The sequence below is a fragment of the Sphingomonas sp. CROZ-RG-20F-R02-07 genome, from assembly GCF_022662335.1.
Taxonomy (GTDB): Bacteria; Pseudomonadota; Alphaproteobacteria; order Sphingomonadales; family Sphingomonadaceae; genus Sphingomonas.
The window spans coordinates 432,208-447,211 of sequence record NZ_JAKNQJ010000001.1 but is presented as its reverse complement, the minus strand read 5'-3'; the positions used below and the strand labels follow the sequence as shown (position 1 = coordinate 447,211).

Here is a 15,004-nt window from a genome sequence, read left to right as displayed (position 1 = left end):
CCGCAACCGACACCCGGAGCAGATCCATGAATCCCCTCGAAATGGTCGTCGCGATCATCCTGATCGTGACCGTCAGCAAGATCATCCAGACGCACCTGCGCACCAGGGCGGAGAGCGCACAGGGCGCGGACATCGCCGAGATCGTCCAGATGCGCGCCGAGATGCGCACGCTGAAGGAGCGTATCGCGGTGCTGGAACGCGTCGTCACCGACAACCACACCAGCCTCGATCTCGACCGCGAGATCGCCCGGCTGCGCGATCGCTGAAGGAGGCGAGACATGGGACCGAACGAATATACGATCGTCGCCAGCGCGGGGCTCGCCGGGCTCGCGATGCTGGTCGCCGCCGGCCTGTCGGGCTGGCGCGGCTGGCTGGCGCTGAAGCGCACCGAGATCGACCAGACGCATGCCCCCGCCAGCGGCGGCGGCGCGGGCGCTCGGATCGAGATCGCCGACCTGAAGGAACGCATCCGCAAGCTGGAAGCGATCGCCGCGGGGGTGGACCTTTGAGGGCACCCGCTCTAGCGCCCGCGCCATGCAGAGCCTCGCCGAACTCCACGACGAATATGATTTCCTCGACGCCGACGATCGCTATCGCCTGCTGATCGATCTGGGCCGTGCGTTGGAGCCGATGCCGGACGCGCTCAAGACCGAGGCGACGCTGGTGCGGGGATGTTCGGCTTCGGTATGGGTCTACCCCATGGCGCAGGGCGACGGCACGCTGCACTTCCTCGCCGATTCGAACGCGGCGATCACCAAGGGGATCATCGCCCTCGTGCTCGCCGCGATACAGGACGGCACGCCCTCCGCGATCCTGGCGACCGACATCGCCGCCGCGCTCGCGCCCTTCGATCTCGGCAACCAACTGAGTTCGAACCGGACGCAGGGCATCCCCAACATGATCGCGCTGATCCGGGAAACCGCCGCGCGCTACGCCTGATCGCTGCCACCGCCGATCGACAGTTGCGCGGTCACCGCCGCCAGCGGCGTTCCCATCGGCACGATCAACCAGGCGTCGGGGCGGGCGCCGTCGACCACCATAACCGCGCCCTTCGGGCACACGCCCAGGCATTTCGTCTCGACCACGCCGCCCGCCGCCCTGCGGCCCTTCAGCCCCAGCGCGCGCCGCAGCGCCTTGGCGAGCGGGTGCCGGCGCTTCGGTCCGAATCCGCCGCCGACCTTTTTCGAACATTTGCCACAGACCAGCACCACGTCGTTCCAGCCGCTGCGGAGCGGCCGGATCACGCCGGCTTCCACGTCCGCGCATCCTCGGCGGCGCGCAGCACCTCATAGGCCGCCTGCACCGCCTGGAAACGCCCCGCCGCATCGGCATCGCCGGGGCGCACGTCGGGATGGTTCGCCTTGGCCATGCGCCGCCACGCGGTGCGGACCTCGTCGAACGCCGCGTCGGGATCGAGCTCCAGCACCGCCAGCGCGCGCATCTCGTCGCGCGAGCGGCTGCCGTCGCCAGGGCCGGCCCAGCCATAATGTTTCGCCTCCGCAAGGCCCTCGGCAGCGCGCGTCTCGTTCGCTTCGCGCGCGGCGGCCTCCTCGGCGCTCAGCCCCTCGAAATAATTCCAGCCGCGATTGTATTCGCCCGCATGCGTCGTGCAGAAATACCAGCGGTCCGGGCTGTTGGGCGATTTGGGCGCGGGGCAGTTGCCGGGTTCGTTGCAGCCATGCCGGTCGCACAGCCGCACCGTGGTCGCTTCGCGCGCGGCGCCATATTCGCGCCAGCGGGGAAAGCCCCAGTCGTTCGATCGTGTCGGAATGCGCGCCATCGGCCCGACATAGGCCGCGCGGCGCGCGGTGCAACCGAAAGACCGTGCCAGAGGGTCTGTAAGCCGGGTTCTGTCCACCACCCTTGCGGGCGGATGGGCGACCATTCCTCTAGGACGACGCTTGCGCGCCGCCTCCAGCAATCAACCCGGGTGACGAGCCGGAACGAAGCCCCTATGCCACCCCTATTCGATCTTGCTCCCGGTGGGGTTTGCCGTGCCGCCCCCGTTACCGGGCGCGCGGTGCGCTCTTACCGCACCCTTTCACCGTGACCGTCCCGAAGGCCGGCCGTCTGCTCTCTGTGGCACTGTCCCTGGGGTCACCCCCGCCGGGCGTTACCCGGCACCGTCGTTCCGCGGAGCCCGGACTTTCCTCGCGTATCGTGACGATACCCGCGGCCGCCCGACCCTCTGGCGGATCAGGCCCTAATCGTCGCCCTGCGGTTTGGGAAGCAGCAAAGCGAGCAGGATCATCCGGCATTCGGCATCCACCTCGCCGTCGATCAGTTCGGGGCGGAAGCGGCGCTGAAACGCCATGATCGCCGCCATCCGGTCACTCACGTCATAGCCGAAGCGTTCGAGCGCGAGGCAGAAGCCGCCTTCCGTCCACATCGGGTCCATCAGGTTGCGCGTCGGGCGCGGCAGCGCGAGGCGCAGGCGCGCGAGCTGTCCCCAGGGGAACAGCTCGCCCGGATCGCGCTTGCGCGCCGGCGCGACGTCCGAATGGCCGACGATGTCGCCGCGGCCGATCCCGTGGCGTTCCTTGATCGCAGCGACCAGCGGGATCAGCGCCTCGATCTGCTGCGGCGGAAAGGGGCGATAGCCGAATTCATGGCCGGGATTGACGATCTCGATCCCGACGCTCGCCGAATTGACGTCCTCGATCCCGCGCCAGTGCGAGCGGCCGGCATGCCAGGCGCGCTTGTCCTCCGCCACCATCCGCAGCACGGTGCCGTCTTCAGCCACGACATAATGGGCGGACACCTTGGCGGCGGGATCGCGCAGCCGGTCGATCGCCGACTGCGCGTCGATCATGCCGGTATAGTGGAGCACGATCATCGTCACCGGCAGGGCACGTTCGTCGAAATTGGGCGAGGGCGTCTCGATGATCGTCATGGCGCTTCCCGTGGACGTCGTTGCCGCCAAATGCTTGGCGCGGGCCTGCGTCAAAGTAAACCGTCAGCCGCGCGCGACGTAGAACCCCCGCGCGGTCTTGCTCGGGACGAAATCGGGGGTCTGGCCGATCACCGTCTCGCCTGCCCCCAGCACGAGCGTGCCGCCCGACTGGAGCGATCGCGCCATCAGCGCGAACACCGCGACCTTCGTGGCGGGCGCCAGATACAGCAGGACGTTGCGACACAGCACCAGATCGAACCGGCCCGGCAATGCGTGATCGGCGACCAGGTTCATCCGGCGAAAGGTGATCGCGCGGAGCAGTTCCGGCTTGGCGACCCAGTCTCCCCCGGCCTCGTCGAACCAGCGCACCATGCGGCGGATCGGCAGGCCGCGCTGGATCTCGAACTGGGTATAGCGCCCGGCGCGCGCGCGGGCGAGCGCCGCCTCGGACACGTCGGTCGCCACGATCTCGGGGATCGGCGTGCCGCGCGCCTCGGCGCGTTCGGTGAAGAGCATCGCGAGCGACAGCGGCTCCTGCCCGGTCGAACAGCCCGCGCACCAGATCCGCACCCGGCGCCCCGCGGCCTCCGCCTCGGCCACCACTTCGGCGATCTGGTCGAAGACGGCCGCGTCGCGAAAGAACGAGGTTTCCTGGTTCAGCAGCGCATCGACGATCAGGTCGCCGACGTCGCGGTCCTGCCCGTCGAGCAATTGCGTGACGAGCTGGTCGAGCGTCTCGAGGCCGCGCGCGCGCATCAGCGGCTTCACCGCGGTGTCGATCCGCCACGAGCGATAGCTGGCCATCTGCTGGCCGGTCCGCGCCTCGAGCAACGCAGTCAGCACGTTGATCGCGGTCTGCGAAACGGCGGGGTCGGGAATGGGGGTGTGCATCATGGCCGGCGGCGTGTCGCGATGAGCGCGCCGATATCGTCGGGGGCGAGGATCGCGTCGGCGATGTCCGCCGCCGCACCCGGCATCCCCCACACGACCGAGCTTTCGCGATCCTGCACCACCACGCACCCGCCCGCGGCATGGACGAGCCGCGCACCGTCGGCCCCGTCGCGGCCCATCCCGCTCAGCACGACCGCCAGCGCGCGTGCGCCGAAAACCTCCGCCAGCGTCTCGAACATCGGATCGACCGAGGGTGTGCAGCCGCTGGCGGCGGGCTCGGACGACAGCCGGATCCCGACGCCGCCGTCGCCGAGTGACACCAGACGGATATGCGCGTCGCCCGGGGCCAGCACGACGCGGCCGGGCATCAGCCGCATCCGATCGATCGCAACGTCGCACGGCCGCCCGGCGAGCGTCGCCACCTGCGCGGCGAAGAACGGCATGAAGGTGGACGGCAGATGCTGCGTGACGAGCACCGGAATGTGGAATTCTTTGGGAAGCTGCCGGAACAGCTGGCCGAGCGCATGGATGCCGCCGGTGGAAGCGCCGATCGCCACGACGTCGTAATCCGCGGCGCCGCGCGCGGGTGCGGCGGATACCGCCACGCGCGGGGGAAAGCTGAGCACGGCCGATCGCGGTTCCGGTTCGGTGGTCGCGGGCCAGTCGATCAGGCGACCGAGCTTGTCGACGAGCATGTCGGCAAACAGGCTCGACCGCAAGGCGAGACCGGGCTTGACCAGGGTGTCGACCGCGCCCAGCGCCATCGCCTGGATCGTCGCCATCGCGCCTTCGGTGGCCGAAGACGACACCACCAGCACGCGTGCGCCCTGCCCCACCGCGATCAGATCGGGCAGCGCGGTCAGCCCGTTCATGCCGGGCATTTCGAGATCCAGCAGGATGACGTCGACGCGGTGCTGTTTCAGGAAGGCGATCGCGGCACCTGCATGCGCCACCGCGGCGGAGACCACGAACCGGTCCTCGGCCTGCACCATCTGCTGGAGCACGGCGCGCATCACCACCGAATCATCGACGATCAGGATGCGTCCGCGCGAATCCTCGCCGCCCGACGGCGGCCGATCGCTCGATTGGGCCAACGCCATCGCTTGCGCTCCGCTCAGGCGACGCCGACGATCTGCAGCTTGCTTTCCAGCGTGTCCCGATCGAACGGCTTCATGACATACTCGTCCGCCCCCGCCTCGATCGCGGCGCGGATATAGGCGGTGCCGTTCTCCGTCGTGCAGAAAACGACCTTGGACCGCGCGGCCACGCTGCTCTGGCGGAGCGCGCGGAGGAAATCGAGGCCGCTCATCACCGGCATGTTCCAGTCGAGCAGGATGACGTCGGGGGGCGATGCCATGCACGCGTCCAGCGCTTCGCGGCCGTCACAGGCTTCGCTGACAGTGAAGTCGAGCGTCTCGAGAATGTGCCGAGCCACCTTCCGGATCACCTTCGAATCATCGACGACTAGACAGGTCTTCATGAAACGCCCTTTTTCTGGGATGACGTGTGTTCGCCGCAAGCCTTGTGCCAGCAAAGCGTAAGCGCCCCGTTAAGCGCTTCTCGAAAAACGGATTCAGGCCGCGATGGCGAGCGTCGGCAGGATGGCGGCCAGATCGATCACGAGCAGCGGTTCGCCGTCGCGCTCCACCATCCCCGTGCCGACCGTGGCCCAGCCCCGATCGAGCGTGACGCCCGACGACAGCGGCACCCGCTCCAGCATCGTCACGTCCTCGAGCGCATCGACCAGGATCGCATAATGATGGCCATCGACGCGCGTGATGATCGCCCGCTTCGCGCTCGTCGCGGTCGCCGACAGGCCCAGGGCGGTGCCGGTGTCGATCACGGTGACCACCCGGCTGCGCAGCGCCGCCAGTCCGCGCACCGCACCGGGCGCGCACGGCACCGCGACGATCTCGCCCAGATCGACGACGGAATCGACCTGTGTTGTGTCGATCGCGACCCCGCGGCCCGCGATATGGGCGATGAGGAACAACGGCGTCATGCGGCTTTCCCGTGTGAGACCGCAGCAACCGCGGCAAGCAGCGCCTGGCGATCGTAGCGATAGATGCTGGGATGGGCGGGGTCGGCGAGCGCGACCTCGCGGCGCAGGTGGACGACGGGCGTGGCTCCGATTACGGGTGGATCGCCCTCCATCGCGAGCGCGACCGCAGCGACCTCGCCCGCGCCGAGCCGGGTGACGCAGCGATAGCCGCTCGCCTCCAGCACCGGCTTCAGGAACACGTCCATCCAGCCATCGGCCTCGATCAGGCAGACCGGGGTCCGGGTGCCGTTCGCCGGCTGGCCCGCGAAGAGGGCGTGCGGATCGATCAGCTCGATCTGCTGGCCCGCGATCATCGCCACCCCGGCGATCGGCCCCGACGATCCGGCGGTGGGGATGATCTCGGCCGGCAAGGTGACGATCTCGATCGCTTCGCCGATGGCATAGGCGATCTCGGTCGCGCCGTCGGTCAGGCGGAGGACGGGCACCTCGCTGCGTTCGTCGAGCGGGGCGCAGGCGTGGAGCGGCACGATCGCCCCGCCGATCGTCAGCCGCAGCCGCCCCGCGGTATGCCGGATCGCGTCGATCGCCACCGGCTCGACGCGGTCGACGACCGACAGCGCGATGGCGCGGCGGCAGCCGTCGAGATCCTCGAACAGCAGCGCGGCGATGCCCGGTGTCGCATCGCTCGCATCGGCATGCTCGTCGGCGCGCACCGTCTCGAAGCGCAGCCCCGCCGCCGCGGCGATGCCGCCGCCGTCGAGCAGCAGCATCGGCAGCCCGCTGTCGGGCAGCGTCTGGCCCGCATAGAGGCCCGTCGCCATCACCGCCGGCGCGGCGGGCTTCACCACGAGTTCCTCCGTGTCGAGCACCGAATCGATCGCCAGCGCATAGGTGCCGTCGCGGCTCGCGACGATCGCCACGGTCGAGGGCTCCGGCGCGGCGGCGATGCCCAGCAACGCGCCCAGATCGACCAGCGGGAGCCGCCGGCCGCGGAGGCTGACGACGCGCGTGTCGCCGATCGTATCGATCCGCACTGCGCCGCGCAGCTTCACGATCTCCTCCACCGATGGCCGCGCGAGCGCGAAACGCTGCGCGCCCACGCCGACCACGATGGTCGGGATGATCGAAAGCGTCAGCGGCACCTGGATGGAGATGGCGAGCCCGCGGCCCGGGCGGTTGGTCAGCGCGATCCGGCCGCCGATCTGTTCGATATTCGCGCGCACCACGTCCATGCCGACGCCGCGGCCCGAGATCGCGGTGACGGTGTCGCGAACGGAAAGCCCGGCGTGGAAGATCAGGTCGAGCCGCTCGGCCGGGCTCATCCGCGCCAGTTGCGTATCGCTGTGGAGCCCCTGCGCCTGGGCCTTGCCGATGAGGCGATCGACGTCGATCCCCTGCCCGTCGTCGGTGATCTCCACCAGGATCTGGTTGCCCGACTGGCGCGCCGAGACCATCAGCGCGCCCGCCGCCGGCTTGCCCGCTGCGCGGCGGGCATCGGGTGCCTCGATGCCGTGATCCACCGCGTTGCGGATGATGTGGACGAGCGGATCGCGCATCATCTCGATCATCTCGCGGTCCAGCTCGACCTCCGATCCGTCGATCGTCAGCGCCACGGTCTTGCCCAGTTCGGCCGCCGTATCGCGCACCATCCGCGGCAGGGCGGAGAACAGCGCGTCGATCTTCTGCATGCGGGTGCGAGTCACCGTGTCGCGCATGTCCGCCACCGTCAGCGACATGCGTTCGAGCGCCGCCTCGATGCGCGGATCGGGCGTGCCGTCGCGCAACCGCCGCGCGAGTTCGTTGCGCGCCAGCACCATGTCGGACATGCCGCTCATCATCCGGTCGAGCAGATCGACGTTGAGGCGGATGCTGCGCGTGGCGGCGCGGTGAACCGGCGCCTGCGTGGCCGGGCCCGTCGGCTTCGCATCTTCGGCCAGCGCGGCGACGAGCAAGTCCTCGCTCGAATCGTCCAGCGCGCTGCCGGCATCGATCGCCTCGACGATCTCGCCGATCCGGTCGACGATCGCGAGCACCGCGTTGACGAGTGCGGTGTCTGGCTGACGATGGCCGTCGCGCACCGCCGCCAGCACGTCCTCGGCGGCATGGCTCAGCCGGGCGAGCCGGGGCAGGTCGAGAAAGCCGCAGCTTCCCTTCACCGTGTGGACGAAGCGGAAGATCGCATCCAGCCGCGCGCGGTCGCCCGGCGCGGCTTCCCAGGCCACGATCTCGCCCGACAGCGCCTCGAGCGTCTCGCGCGTTTCCGCGACGAATTCCTGCAGCAGATCGTCCATGGGTCCCCGGCGCATCCTTCGACCGGAGCCATGGACCCTGAGAGGTTAAGACCGACTTTACCGCCGGCCCCATTCAGCCCGCGTTGAACACCGCGCCGAAGATCATCACGCCCTCGGCCGGCTCCGACACCTGAATGCCGCCGCCGCCCTGACGCGCCAGCGTGTGGACCAGATACGCCGCCGCGCCGCGCGCGGTAACGCCCTCCTCGCCCTCGCCGTCCACGAGCATGCGGCGCAGTTCAGGATCGAGCAGGATGCGCGGCCCTTCGATCTGCACCACGATCTCGACCTGGCCGCCATGGCTCTCGCCGCCGATATCGAGCCGGCCGCCACGCACCAGCGCCTCGCCCGCGATCATCGCCAGGTTGAGCAGCACCTTGATCGCCGCCTTGGGCAGCGTGTCGTCCTCGACCAGCCAGCCGATTTCCAGGCGCTTGTTCGCACCGAACAGCCCGCGCACCGCGGATTGCGCCTCGCGCGCATCGACCATGTCGCCGAAGCCGCCCGCCGAACCGAACGCCAGGCGAAAGAATTTGAGCTTGGCCGCCGACGCACGCGCGCTGTCCGCGAGCAGCTCCATGCAGCGTTCGCGCATCGGCGGATCGGTCTCGTCGGCGAGCAGCTCGAGGCCGTTGTTGAGCGCGCCCACCGGCGAGAGCAGATCGTGGCACAGCCGCGAACAAAGCAGGCTGGCGAAATCCACCGGGCTGACGGTCATGCGATCCCCTTTGCGTTACAAGGATCTATCTGACGTGTGCGCGGTGAGGACGCAAGCGATGCCGAAGAGGGACGCCGCGCCGCCTGCAAAGGCCTGGGCCCGGTCGGAGCGTCTCCGGTAGCGGAGCACCGCGTGCATTATCCGCGTTCACCGCTTCGTAGCCCTATACAAGGTTACGGCCAAGCTCCGCCCGCGAGATCTCGGTCCGGATCGACACCGCCCCGTGCACGATGGGGCCGTACGGACAACGTCCGGATCGAGCGGCATGATGACGTCCGCCGATCCTAGAGGTGATACCATTGCTTCCCAAGCCTGCCGATTGATGACCCTTGACCAACTCAAATGTTTTTCATAGCTTTCAAAAGGGCTCTGTGCCCGATTCTGCTTGATTTAGATCGATAGTCTGAATTTTAAGAGAGATTATTGTGATTAAGTTGTTTTATCGCGTAATTGCAATAGCTTGTATTGTATCAGCGGGTTCTTCGATGGCCCAACGTCAGTCTGGCTCATGCAACGGCGGATGCGAATCGAAGGCGAACACCGCCTATGTTGCCTGCAAGCAGAGAGGTGGGACCGATGAGGCCTGCTGGCAAGCACGGGCGGATACACTGAACGCGTGCAAAGAAAACTGCTTGGTATACTTTGGATAGTCTTCTGCCAAACGAACGGAAAGGGTTTGTCGGATGATGTGGCGCGTATCCTGTTTCGCATATGCATGGATGGTGACGGTGTCGCTATCGCTTCCGGCCGCTGCCAAGGCGGTGCCCGACCGGGACGGGTCCTGGGGCAAAGCCGGCATCGACTTCGACGCCTATCGCCGCGATGCGATGGAATGCGGCATCGGCGGCGCAAAGGTCGATATCGCACACCGGCAGGATACGCGCGACGTGCTGGACGGTACGCACAATCAGGACCGGGCCATCGACTCGGCGAATATGAGATCCTTTATGAAAGGTAGCGTGGGCCTGGATCCGGAAGAAGTCGACCGGATGACGCGCAATTATTCCAGCATCTACAAGCGCAGCATCCGGGGCGGGGTCAAGCGCACGCAGAGCTTCATGGAGGATGCGGTCGTCACCTGCCTGCGCGCGCGCGGCTATGTGCCGTTCAGGCTGACGCGCGCGCAGGTCAAGGCACGCGACCGGTTGCGCATGGGAACGCTGGAGCGGCGACGCTATCTATATGACCTCGCGTCCGATCCGGCGATCCTGCGCGATCAGGCGGTGGAGCGGGAGCGGCCGGCCGAACGATAAGGCTGCGCGAATGGGCGCGCGAAGACCCGGTGTGCCGGGATCGTTAACGAACGGTCGTCATCCGATGACGTGACCGATCTTGCGCACCGGAACGCCCGCGGATGACCGAGCGCCCGGCGCATCACCTGCGTTCTCCGACCGATCCCCGGGCGCTGGGAAGGCCGGAGGGACGAGCATCGATCATTTCCTCCACGAACACGCCCGGCGCGTCGCTCCGCCATGCGCGTATCGCACCCGCCGCCGCGATCAGCCACAGCGCGCCGTCTCCCATGGCCGCGGCGGCGTCGCGGGCCGAGGGGACCGGCTGCCCGCTCGGGTGCGAATGGTAATGGCCGATCACCATCGCGCCGCCCTGCCGCGCGCGCCGATAGGCGGCCAGCAGCGCAGCCGGATCGATCTCGAACGCGCGGCGCGGATCGGCGGCGACGTTGGCGCAAGGCTGCGCGGCCTCGACTTGGTCGGGCGCGCCGAACAGCAGCCCGCACACCTCGGCATCGGGGCTCGCCGCCGCCGCCGCGCGGATCGTCGCCAGCACCTCGCTTGAAATCGTCACGCCCATCGCCACATCGTTCGCACATGAGCCGGGGGGTTTCCATCATCGAAGCGACGATCGCCGCCGGCGCGGACGGCTGGCGGCTCGATCGCGCGCTGGCCGAAGCGGTGCCGACGCTGTCGCGTGAACGCCTGAAGGTGCTGATCGCGGCGGGCCAGGTTAGCGCGGATGGCACCGCCTGGCGCGATTCGGCCAAGAAGGCCGCCGCCGGGCAGGTCTTCGCGGTGGCGGTGCCCGATCCCACGCCGGCGCATAACGAGGCGCAGGCGATCCCGCTCGTCATCGCCTATGAAGACGAACATCTGATCGTGATCGACAAGGCCGCCGGGCTCGTCGTGCATCCCGCCGCGGGCAATCTCGACGGCACGCTCGTCAACGCGCTGCTCCACCATTGCGGGGGATCGCTGTCCGGCATCGGCGGCGTCGCGCGGCCGGGGATCGTCCACCGCATCGACAAGGACACCTCGGGGCTGATGGTCGCTGCCAAGACCGACCGGACGCACGAGGGGCTGGCGAAACAGTTTCGCGATCACAGCATCGATCGCCGCTACAAGGCGATCGTGGGCGGCATCCCCAGCCCGTCCGCCGGCACCGTCGACGCGCCGCTCGCCCGCTCGCCGCAGAACCGCAAGAAGATCGCGATCGTCGCCGGCGGCAAACGCGCGGTCACCCATTTCACGACGATCGCGCCGCTCGATCGCGCGGCGCTGGTGGAATGCCGGCTCGAGACCGGCCGCACGCACCAGGTGCGCGTGCACATGGGCTCGATCGGCCATGCGCTGCTGGGCGATCCGGTCTATGGCCGAAGCGGCGGACCGCATCGTGGGTTACTCGAACAGCTCGCATTCCGGCGACAAGCCTTGCACGCGGCGCATCTGGGGTTCATCCACCCGATCTCGGGCACGAAATTGGCATTCGAAAGCACCATGCCGGCCGATATGCAGGAACTGTTCAGCCGGCTTCACGTATAGGACATGAGCGTTTTGCCGCAGCGCGGCGGACGAACTCGGACAAGGAGACACGAACCATGGCAGCCCGCAGCAACGTCCCAGCGACGATCCCCGCGCTCGGCAGCGAAGCCGGTCTCAACCGCTACCTGGCCGAGATCAAGAAATTCCCGCTGCTCCAGCCCGAGCAGGAGTTCATGCTCGCCAAGCGTTTCCAGGAACATGGGGATACCGATGCGGCGGCGCAACTCGTCACCAGTCACCTGCGGCTGGTGGCCAAGATCGCGATGGGCTATCGCGGCTACGGCCTGCCCACGTCGGAGCTGATCTCCGAAGGGAATATCGGCCTGATGCAGGGCGTGAAGAAGTTCGAGCCCGACCGCGGCTTCCGCCTCGCTACCTATGCGATGTGGTGGATCCGCGCGTCGATCCAGGAATATATCCTGCGCTCGTGGAGCCTCGTGAAGATGGGCACCACCGCGGCGCAGAAGAAGCTGTTCTTCAACCTGCGCCGGATGAAGTCGAAGCTCGACGCGTTCGAGGACGGCGATCTGCGGCCCGAGCACATCACCAAGATCGCGACCGATCTGGGCGTGACCGAGGCCGAAGTGACCAGCATGAACCGTCGCATGGCGATGGGCGGCGATACCAGCCTCAACGTCTCGATGCGCGAGGACGGCGAGGGCCAGTGGCAGGATTGGCTTCAGGACGACGCGCCGCTGCAGGACAAGGTGGTGGCCGACGCGCAGGAGGCGGATGTTCGCCATTCGATGCTCGTCAACGCGATGGACGACCTCAACGACCGGGAGAAGCACATCCTGACCGAGCGCCGCCTGACCGACGACCCTAAGACGCTCGAGGAGCTGAGCCAGGTCTACAACGTGTCGCGCGAACGCGTCCGGCAGATCGAGGTGCGCGCGTTCGAGAAGCTGCAAAAGGCGATGATGCGCATCGCCGGCGAAAAGCGGCTGATCGCGGCGTAAGCGATGCCCGGTGCCGATGTCGTGGTGATCGGCGCCGGCGCGGCGGGAATAGCCGCGGCGCGCGCGCTCCGCGATGCCGGGCGCGACGTGCTGCTGGTGGAGGCGAAAGACCGGATCGGCGGACGCGCGCACAGCATGGCGCTGTCCACGCCGCCGGGCGCGGCGGGACCGATGCGCGTGGATCGGGGCTGCGGCTGGCTTCACTCCGCCCGGCGTAACCCGTGGACGACGATCGCGGACTCCACGGGCTTCACCGTCGATCGTTCGCCCGCCCATTGGCGCGAGCAATGGCGCGATCTCGGCTTTTCACCCGAGGACCGGCGCGACGCCGATGTCGCCTATGCCCGCTGGAGCGAAGCCGCGCATGCCGCGCTGGGCTGCCCCGATCGCCCGCTTTCAGACTTCATCGCGCCCGACGATCGCTGGTATCCGATGATCGACGCGATTTCGGGCTATGCCAATGGCGCACCGCTGGCCGCCGTGTCGCTCCACGACTGGGCCGCCTATGAAGACGCCGCGACCGACGACAATTGGGCGGTGCGCGAGGGTTACGGCACGCTGGTGGCGTCGCACGCCGCCGGGATCGCCGTCCGGCTCGCCACCCCCGTCACCCGCATCGATCATCGCGGTCGGGCGGTGCGGATCGAGACGCCCGCGGGAACGATCGAGACGGATGCCGTCATCCTGACGGTGCCGACCACCGCCTATGACCGGATCGCCTTCGATCCGCCGCTGTCCGCCAAACAGGCCGCCGCCGCCGCGCTGCCGCTGGGCCTGGCGGACAAGGTGTTCCTCCACGTCGATCGGCCCGAATGGCCGGCGAACGCGCATCTGATCGGCGATCCCTTCGCGCGTTGCACCGCGAGTCACCGCCTGTCGCCCTTCGGCTGGCCGGTGATCGAGAGCTTTTTCGGCGGCGATTGCGCGAAGGCGCTGGAGGACGAACGCGCCGCCTGCGCCTTCGCGGTGGACGAACTGGTGGCGCTGCTCGGCAACGACTGGCGGGCGCGGCTGACGCCGCTGGCCGCGACGCGCTGGCGCGACGAGCCCCATATCCATGGCAGCTATTCGCACGCGCGGATCGGGCAAGCCGGCCAGCGCGCGGTGCTCGCGGCGCCGGTGGACGACCGCCTGTTCTTCGCCGGGGAGGCCTGCCACCCGAGCGATTTCTCCACTGCGCATGGTGCGTACGAGACGGGCCGGGCAGCGGCCCATGCGGTGCTGGCGCGAGCGCGCTCCTGACCCCTCCCGTTCCCGGCGATAGCCGGGGAACGGAGAAAGCAAAGATCGCGCCGACCGCTTCCCCGCCGCACCCCACCTGCTCTATCATCGCGCGATGATCCACGTCCTCCGCATCCTCCTCAAGGCGCTGCTCGTCTTCGTGATCGTCACGGTCGCATGGGTCGGCCTCTATCGCTTCGTGCCGCCGCCCTTCACCTTCACGATGCTGGGCGACGTGATCGGCGGGCGCGGCGTCACCAAGACGTGGATGCCGCTACGCCGAATGGATCCGGACATGGCGCGCGCCGCGATCGCCGGCGAGGATTCGCGTTTCTGCACGCATCACGGCTTCGACTGGCACGCGCTGGCAGGCGCCGCCGCACGCAATGCCGAAGGCGGACGGATCCGGGGCGGATCGACCATCAGCCAGCAAACCGCGAAGAACGCCTTTCTGTTTCAGGGCGGCGGCTATGCCCGCAAGGCCGTGGAAGCCTATTTCACCGTCCTGATCGAAACCTTGTGGGGGAAGCCCCGGATCATGGAGGTGTACCTCAACATCGCCGAGACCGGCATCGGCACCTATGGCGCGAACGCCGCCGCGATGCGCTATTTCGGCCATGACGCGAGCCACCTGACGCCGACGGAAGCCGGCCGCATCGCCGCCGTCCTGCCGCTTCCCAAAAAACGCGCCGCGATCGATCCGCATGGGTTTGTCCGCTCGCATGGGAACACGCTGGCACGGCGGGTGGCGACGGTGCGCGGCGATCGGCTGGATGCGTGCCTGCGGTGATTGGTGGGCGATGTCGTAGATTGGTGGTAAGGCGACTGGCCGCTTTTGGGAGCACAAGCGGGTACAGCTGACATTGCTAAACTTAAGCTGACCGCGCGGGATATATCGTCTATGCTGGATGCATGGATAATGATTCGGCCATCGCCGCCCTTGGCGCACTCGCGCAGGGCACCCGCCTCGAGGTGTTCCGCCTACTGGTGCGGCACGAGCCGGACGGCATGGCGGCGGGCGAGATCGCCCGCCAGCTCGACGTGCCGCAGAACACCATGTCCGCGCATCTCGGCATCCTCGCGCGCGCCGGCATCGTTCGCTCCGAGCGGCACAGCCGGTCCATCATCTACCGCGCCGACCTCGACGGCTTGCGGGCGCTGACGCTGTTCCTGGTCAAGGACTGCTGCGCCGGCTCGCCGGAGCTGTGCGCGCCCCTCCTCGCCGAACTCACCCCCTGCTGCTGAAAGGACG

General features: G+C 68.2%; 19 protein-coding genes and 1 other RNA gene. 9 read left to right on the top strand and 11 right to left on the bottom strand.

The window, feature by feature from the left end; translation table 11 throughout:
* Positions 1–26 precede the first annotated feature (26 nt).
* Genes L8H00_RS02235 through L8H00_RS02225 form a run of 3 tightly spaced genes read left to right on the top strand, consistent with a single transcriptional unit; the run spans position 27 to position 939 of the window.
* Positions 27–266 carry a hypothetical protein gene (locus L8H00_RS02235; protein ID WP_242095587.1) on the top strand — a complete coding sequence of 80 codons (240 nt, stop codon included), beginning with the start codon at positions 27–29 and terminating at the stop codon, positions 264–266.
* A 12-nt stretch (positions 267–278) separates the two neighbouring features.
* Positions 279–509, top strand: a complete 231-nt coding sequence (locus L8H00_RS02230; protein ID WP_242095586.1) for a hypothetical protein — start codon at positions 279–281, stop codon at positions 507–509.
* A gap of 25 nt (positions 510–534) precedes the next feature.
* The gene (locus tag L8H00_RS02225; RefSeq protein ID WP_242095585.1) at positions 535–939 is read left to right on the top strand and encodes a SufE family protein; all 405 of its coding nucleotides are present in this window, start codon (positions 535–537) and stop codon (positions 937–939) included.
* On the opposite strand, the gene L8H00_RS02220 is transcribed toward L8H00_RS02225, so the two are convergent.
* From L8H00_RS02220 to L8H00_RS02175, 10 genes are all read right to left on the bottom strand, one after another.
* On the bottom strand, positions 930–1,244 hold the full coding sequence (locus tag L8H00_RS02220; protein ID WP_242095584.1) for a (2Fe-2S) ferredoxin domain-containing protein: 315 nt from the start codon (positions 1,242–1,244) through the stop codon (positions 930–932). The genes L8H00_RS02225 and L8H00_RS02220 overlap by 10 nt on opposite strands.
* Entirely contained in the window at positions 1,241–1,780 is a 540-nt protein-coding gene (locus L8H00_RS02215; RefSeq protein WP_242095583.1) for a J domain-containing protein, read from the bottom strand. The genes L8H00_RS02220 and L8H00_RS02215 overlap by 4 nt, the downstream gene beginning before the upstream one ends.
* Before the next feature lie 43 nt (positions 1,781–1,823).
* An RNA gene (gene rnpB / locus L8H00_RS02210) (RNase P RNA component class A) lies at positions 1,824–2,192 on the bottom strand.
* 11 nt (positions 2,193–2,203) lie between these two features.
* The gene (locus L8H00_RS02205) at positions 2,204–2,893 is read right to left on the bottom strand and encodes an N-acetylmuramoyl-L-alanine amidase (protein ID WP_242095582.1); all 690 of its coding nucleotides are present in this window, start codon (positions 2,891–2,893) and stop codon (positions 2,204–2,206) included.
* A gap of 63 nt (positions 2,894–2,956) precedes the next feature.
* Positions 2,957–3,787 (bottom strand): protein-glutamate O-methyltransferase CheR, encoded by an 831-nt coding sequence (locus L8H00_RS02200; protein WP_346731928.1) that lies wholly within the window; start codon positions 3,785–3,787, stop codon positions 2,957–2,959.
* Positions 3,784–4,884 carry a chemotaxis protein CheB gene (locus tag L8H00_RS02195; RefSeq protein WP_242095581.1) on the bottom strand — a complete coding sequence of 367 codons (1,101 nt, stop codon included), beginning with the start codon at positions 4,882–4,884 and terminating at the stop codon, positions 3,784–3,786. The genes L8H00_RS02200 and L8H00_RS02195 overlap by 4 nt, the downstream gene beginning before the upstream one ends.
* A 14-nt stretch (positions 4,885–4,898) precedes the next feature.
* Positions 4,899–5,264 carry a response regulator gene (locus L8H00_RS02190; protein ID WP_242095580.1) on the bottom strand — a complete coding sequence of 122 codons (366 nt, stop codon included), beginning with the start codon at positions 5,262–5,264 and terminating at the stop codon, positions 4,899–4,901.
* A gap of 93 nt (positions 5,265–5,357) precedes the next feature.
* Positions 5,358–5,786: a chemotaxis protein CheW gene (locus tag L8H00_RS02185; protein WP_242095579.1), complete on the bottom strand. Its 429-nt coding sequence runs from the start codon at positions 5,784–5,786 to the stop codon at positions 5,358–5,360.
* Positions 5,783–8,077 (bottom strand): chemotaxis protein CheW, encoded by a 2,295-nt coding sequence (locus L8H00_RS02180; RefSeq protein ID WP_242095578.1) that lies wholly within the window; start codon positions 8,075–8,077, stop codon positions 5,783–5,785. The genes L8H00_RS02185 and L8H00_RS02180 overlap by 4 nt, the downstream gene beginning before the upstream one ends.
* A 73-nt stretch (positions 8,078–8,150) precedes the next feature.
* The gene (locus L8H00_RS02175) at positions 8,151–8,795 is read right to left on the bottom strand and encodes a histidine phosphotransferase family protein (protein ID WP_242095577.1); all 645 of its coding nucleotides are present in this window, start codon (positions 8,793–8,795) and stop codon (positions 8,151–8,153) included.
* A gap of 728 nt (positions 8,796–9,523) precedes the next feature.
* Here L8H00_RS02175 and L8H00_RS02170 point away from each other — a divergent pair.
* Entirely contained in the window at positions 9,524–10,048 is a 525-nt protein-coding gene (locus L8H00_RS02170) for a hypothetical protein (RefSeq protein ID WP_242095576.1), read from the top strand.
* Between the two features lie 121 nt (positions 10,049–10,169).
* Here the strand turns inward: L8H00_RS02170 and L8H00_RS02165 are convergent, their stop codons facing one another.
* Positions 10,170–10,607 carry a Mov34/MPN/PAD-1 family protein gene (locus tag L8H00_RS02165; protein WP_242095575.1) on the bottom strand — a complete coding sequence of 146 codons (438 nt, stop codon included), beginning with the start codon at positions 10,605–10,607 and terminating at the stop codon, positions 10,170–10,172.
* Positions 10,608–10,624: 17 nt separating this feature from the next.
* Between L8H00_RS02165 and L8H00_RS02160 the strand changes: the two genes are divergently transcribed.
* The 5 genes from L8H00_RS02160 (at position 10,625) to L8H00_RS02140 (ending at position 14,997) form a co-directional block, all read left to right on the top strand.
* On the top strand, positions 10,625–11,572 hold the full coding sequence (locus L8H00_RS02160; protein ID WP_242095574.1) for an RluA family pseudouridine synthase: 948 nt from the start codon (positions 10,625–10,627) through the stop codon (positions 11,570–11,572).
* A gap of 56 nt (positions 11,573–11,628) precedes the next feature.
* The gene (gene rpoH, locus L8H00_RS02155; RefSeq protein ID WP_242095573.1) at positions 11,629–12,531 is read left to right on the top strand and encodes an RNA polymerase sigma factor RpoH; all 903 of its coding nucleotides are present in this window, start codon (positions 11,629–11,631) and stop codon (positions 12,529–12,531) included.
* A 3-nt stretch (positions 12,532–12,534) separates the two neighbouring features.
* On the top strand, positions 12,535–13,773 hold the full coding sequence (locus L8H00_RS02150) for an NAD(P)/FAD-dependent oxidoreductase (protein ID WP_242095572.1): 1,239 nt from the start codon (positions 12,535–12,537) through the stop codon (positions 13,771–13,773).
* A gap of 94 nt (positions 13,774–13,867) precedes the next feature.
* Positions 13,868–14,542 carry a monofunctional biosynthetic peptidoglycan transglycosylase gene (gene mtgA / locus L8H00_RS02145; protein WP_242095571.1) on the top strand — a complete coding sequence of 225 codons (675 nt, stop codon included), beginning with the start codon at positions 13,868–13,870 and terminating at the stop codon, positions 14,540–14,542.
* Positions 14,543–14,664: 122 nt separating this feature from the next.
* The gene (locus L8H00_RS02140; protein ID WP_242095570.1) at positions 14,665–14,997 is read left to right on the top strand and encodes a metalloregulator ArsR/SmtB family transcription factor; all 333 of its coding nucleotides are present in this window, start codon (positions 14,665–14,667) and stop codon (positions 14,995–14,997) included.
* Positions 14,998–15,004: the final 7 nt, after the last annotated feature.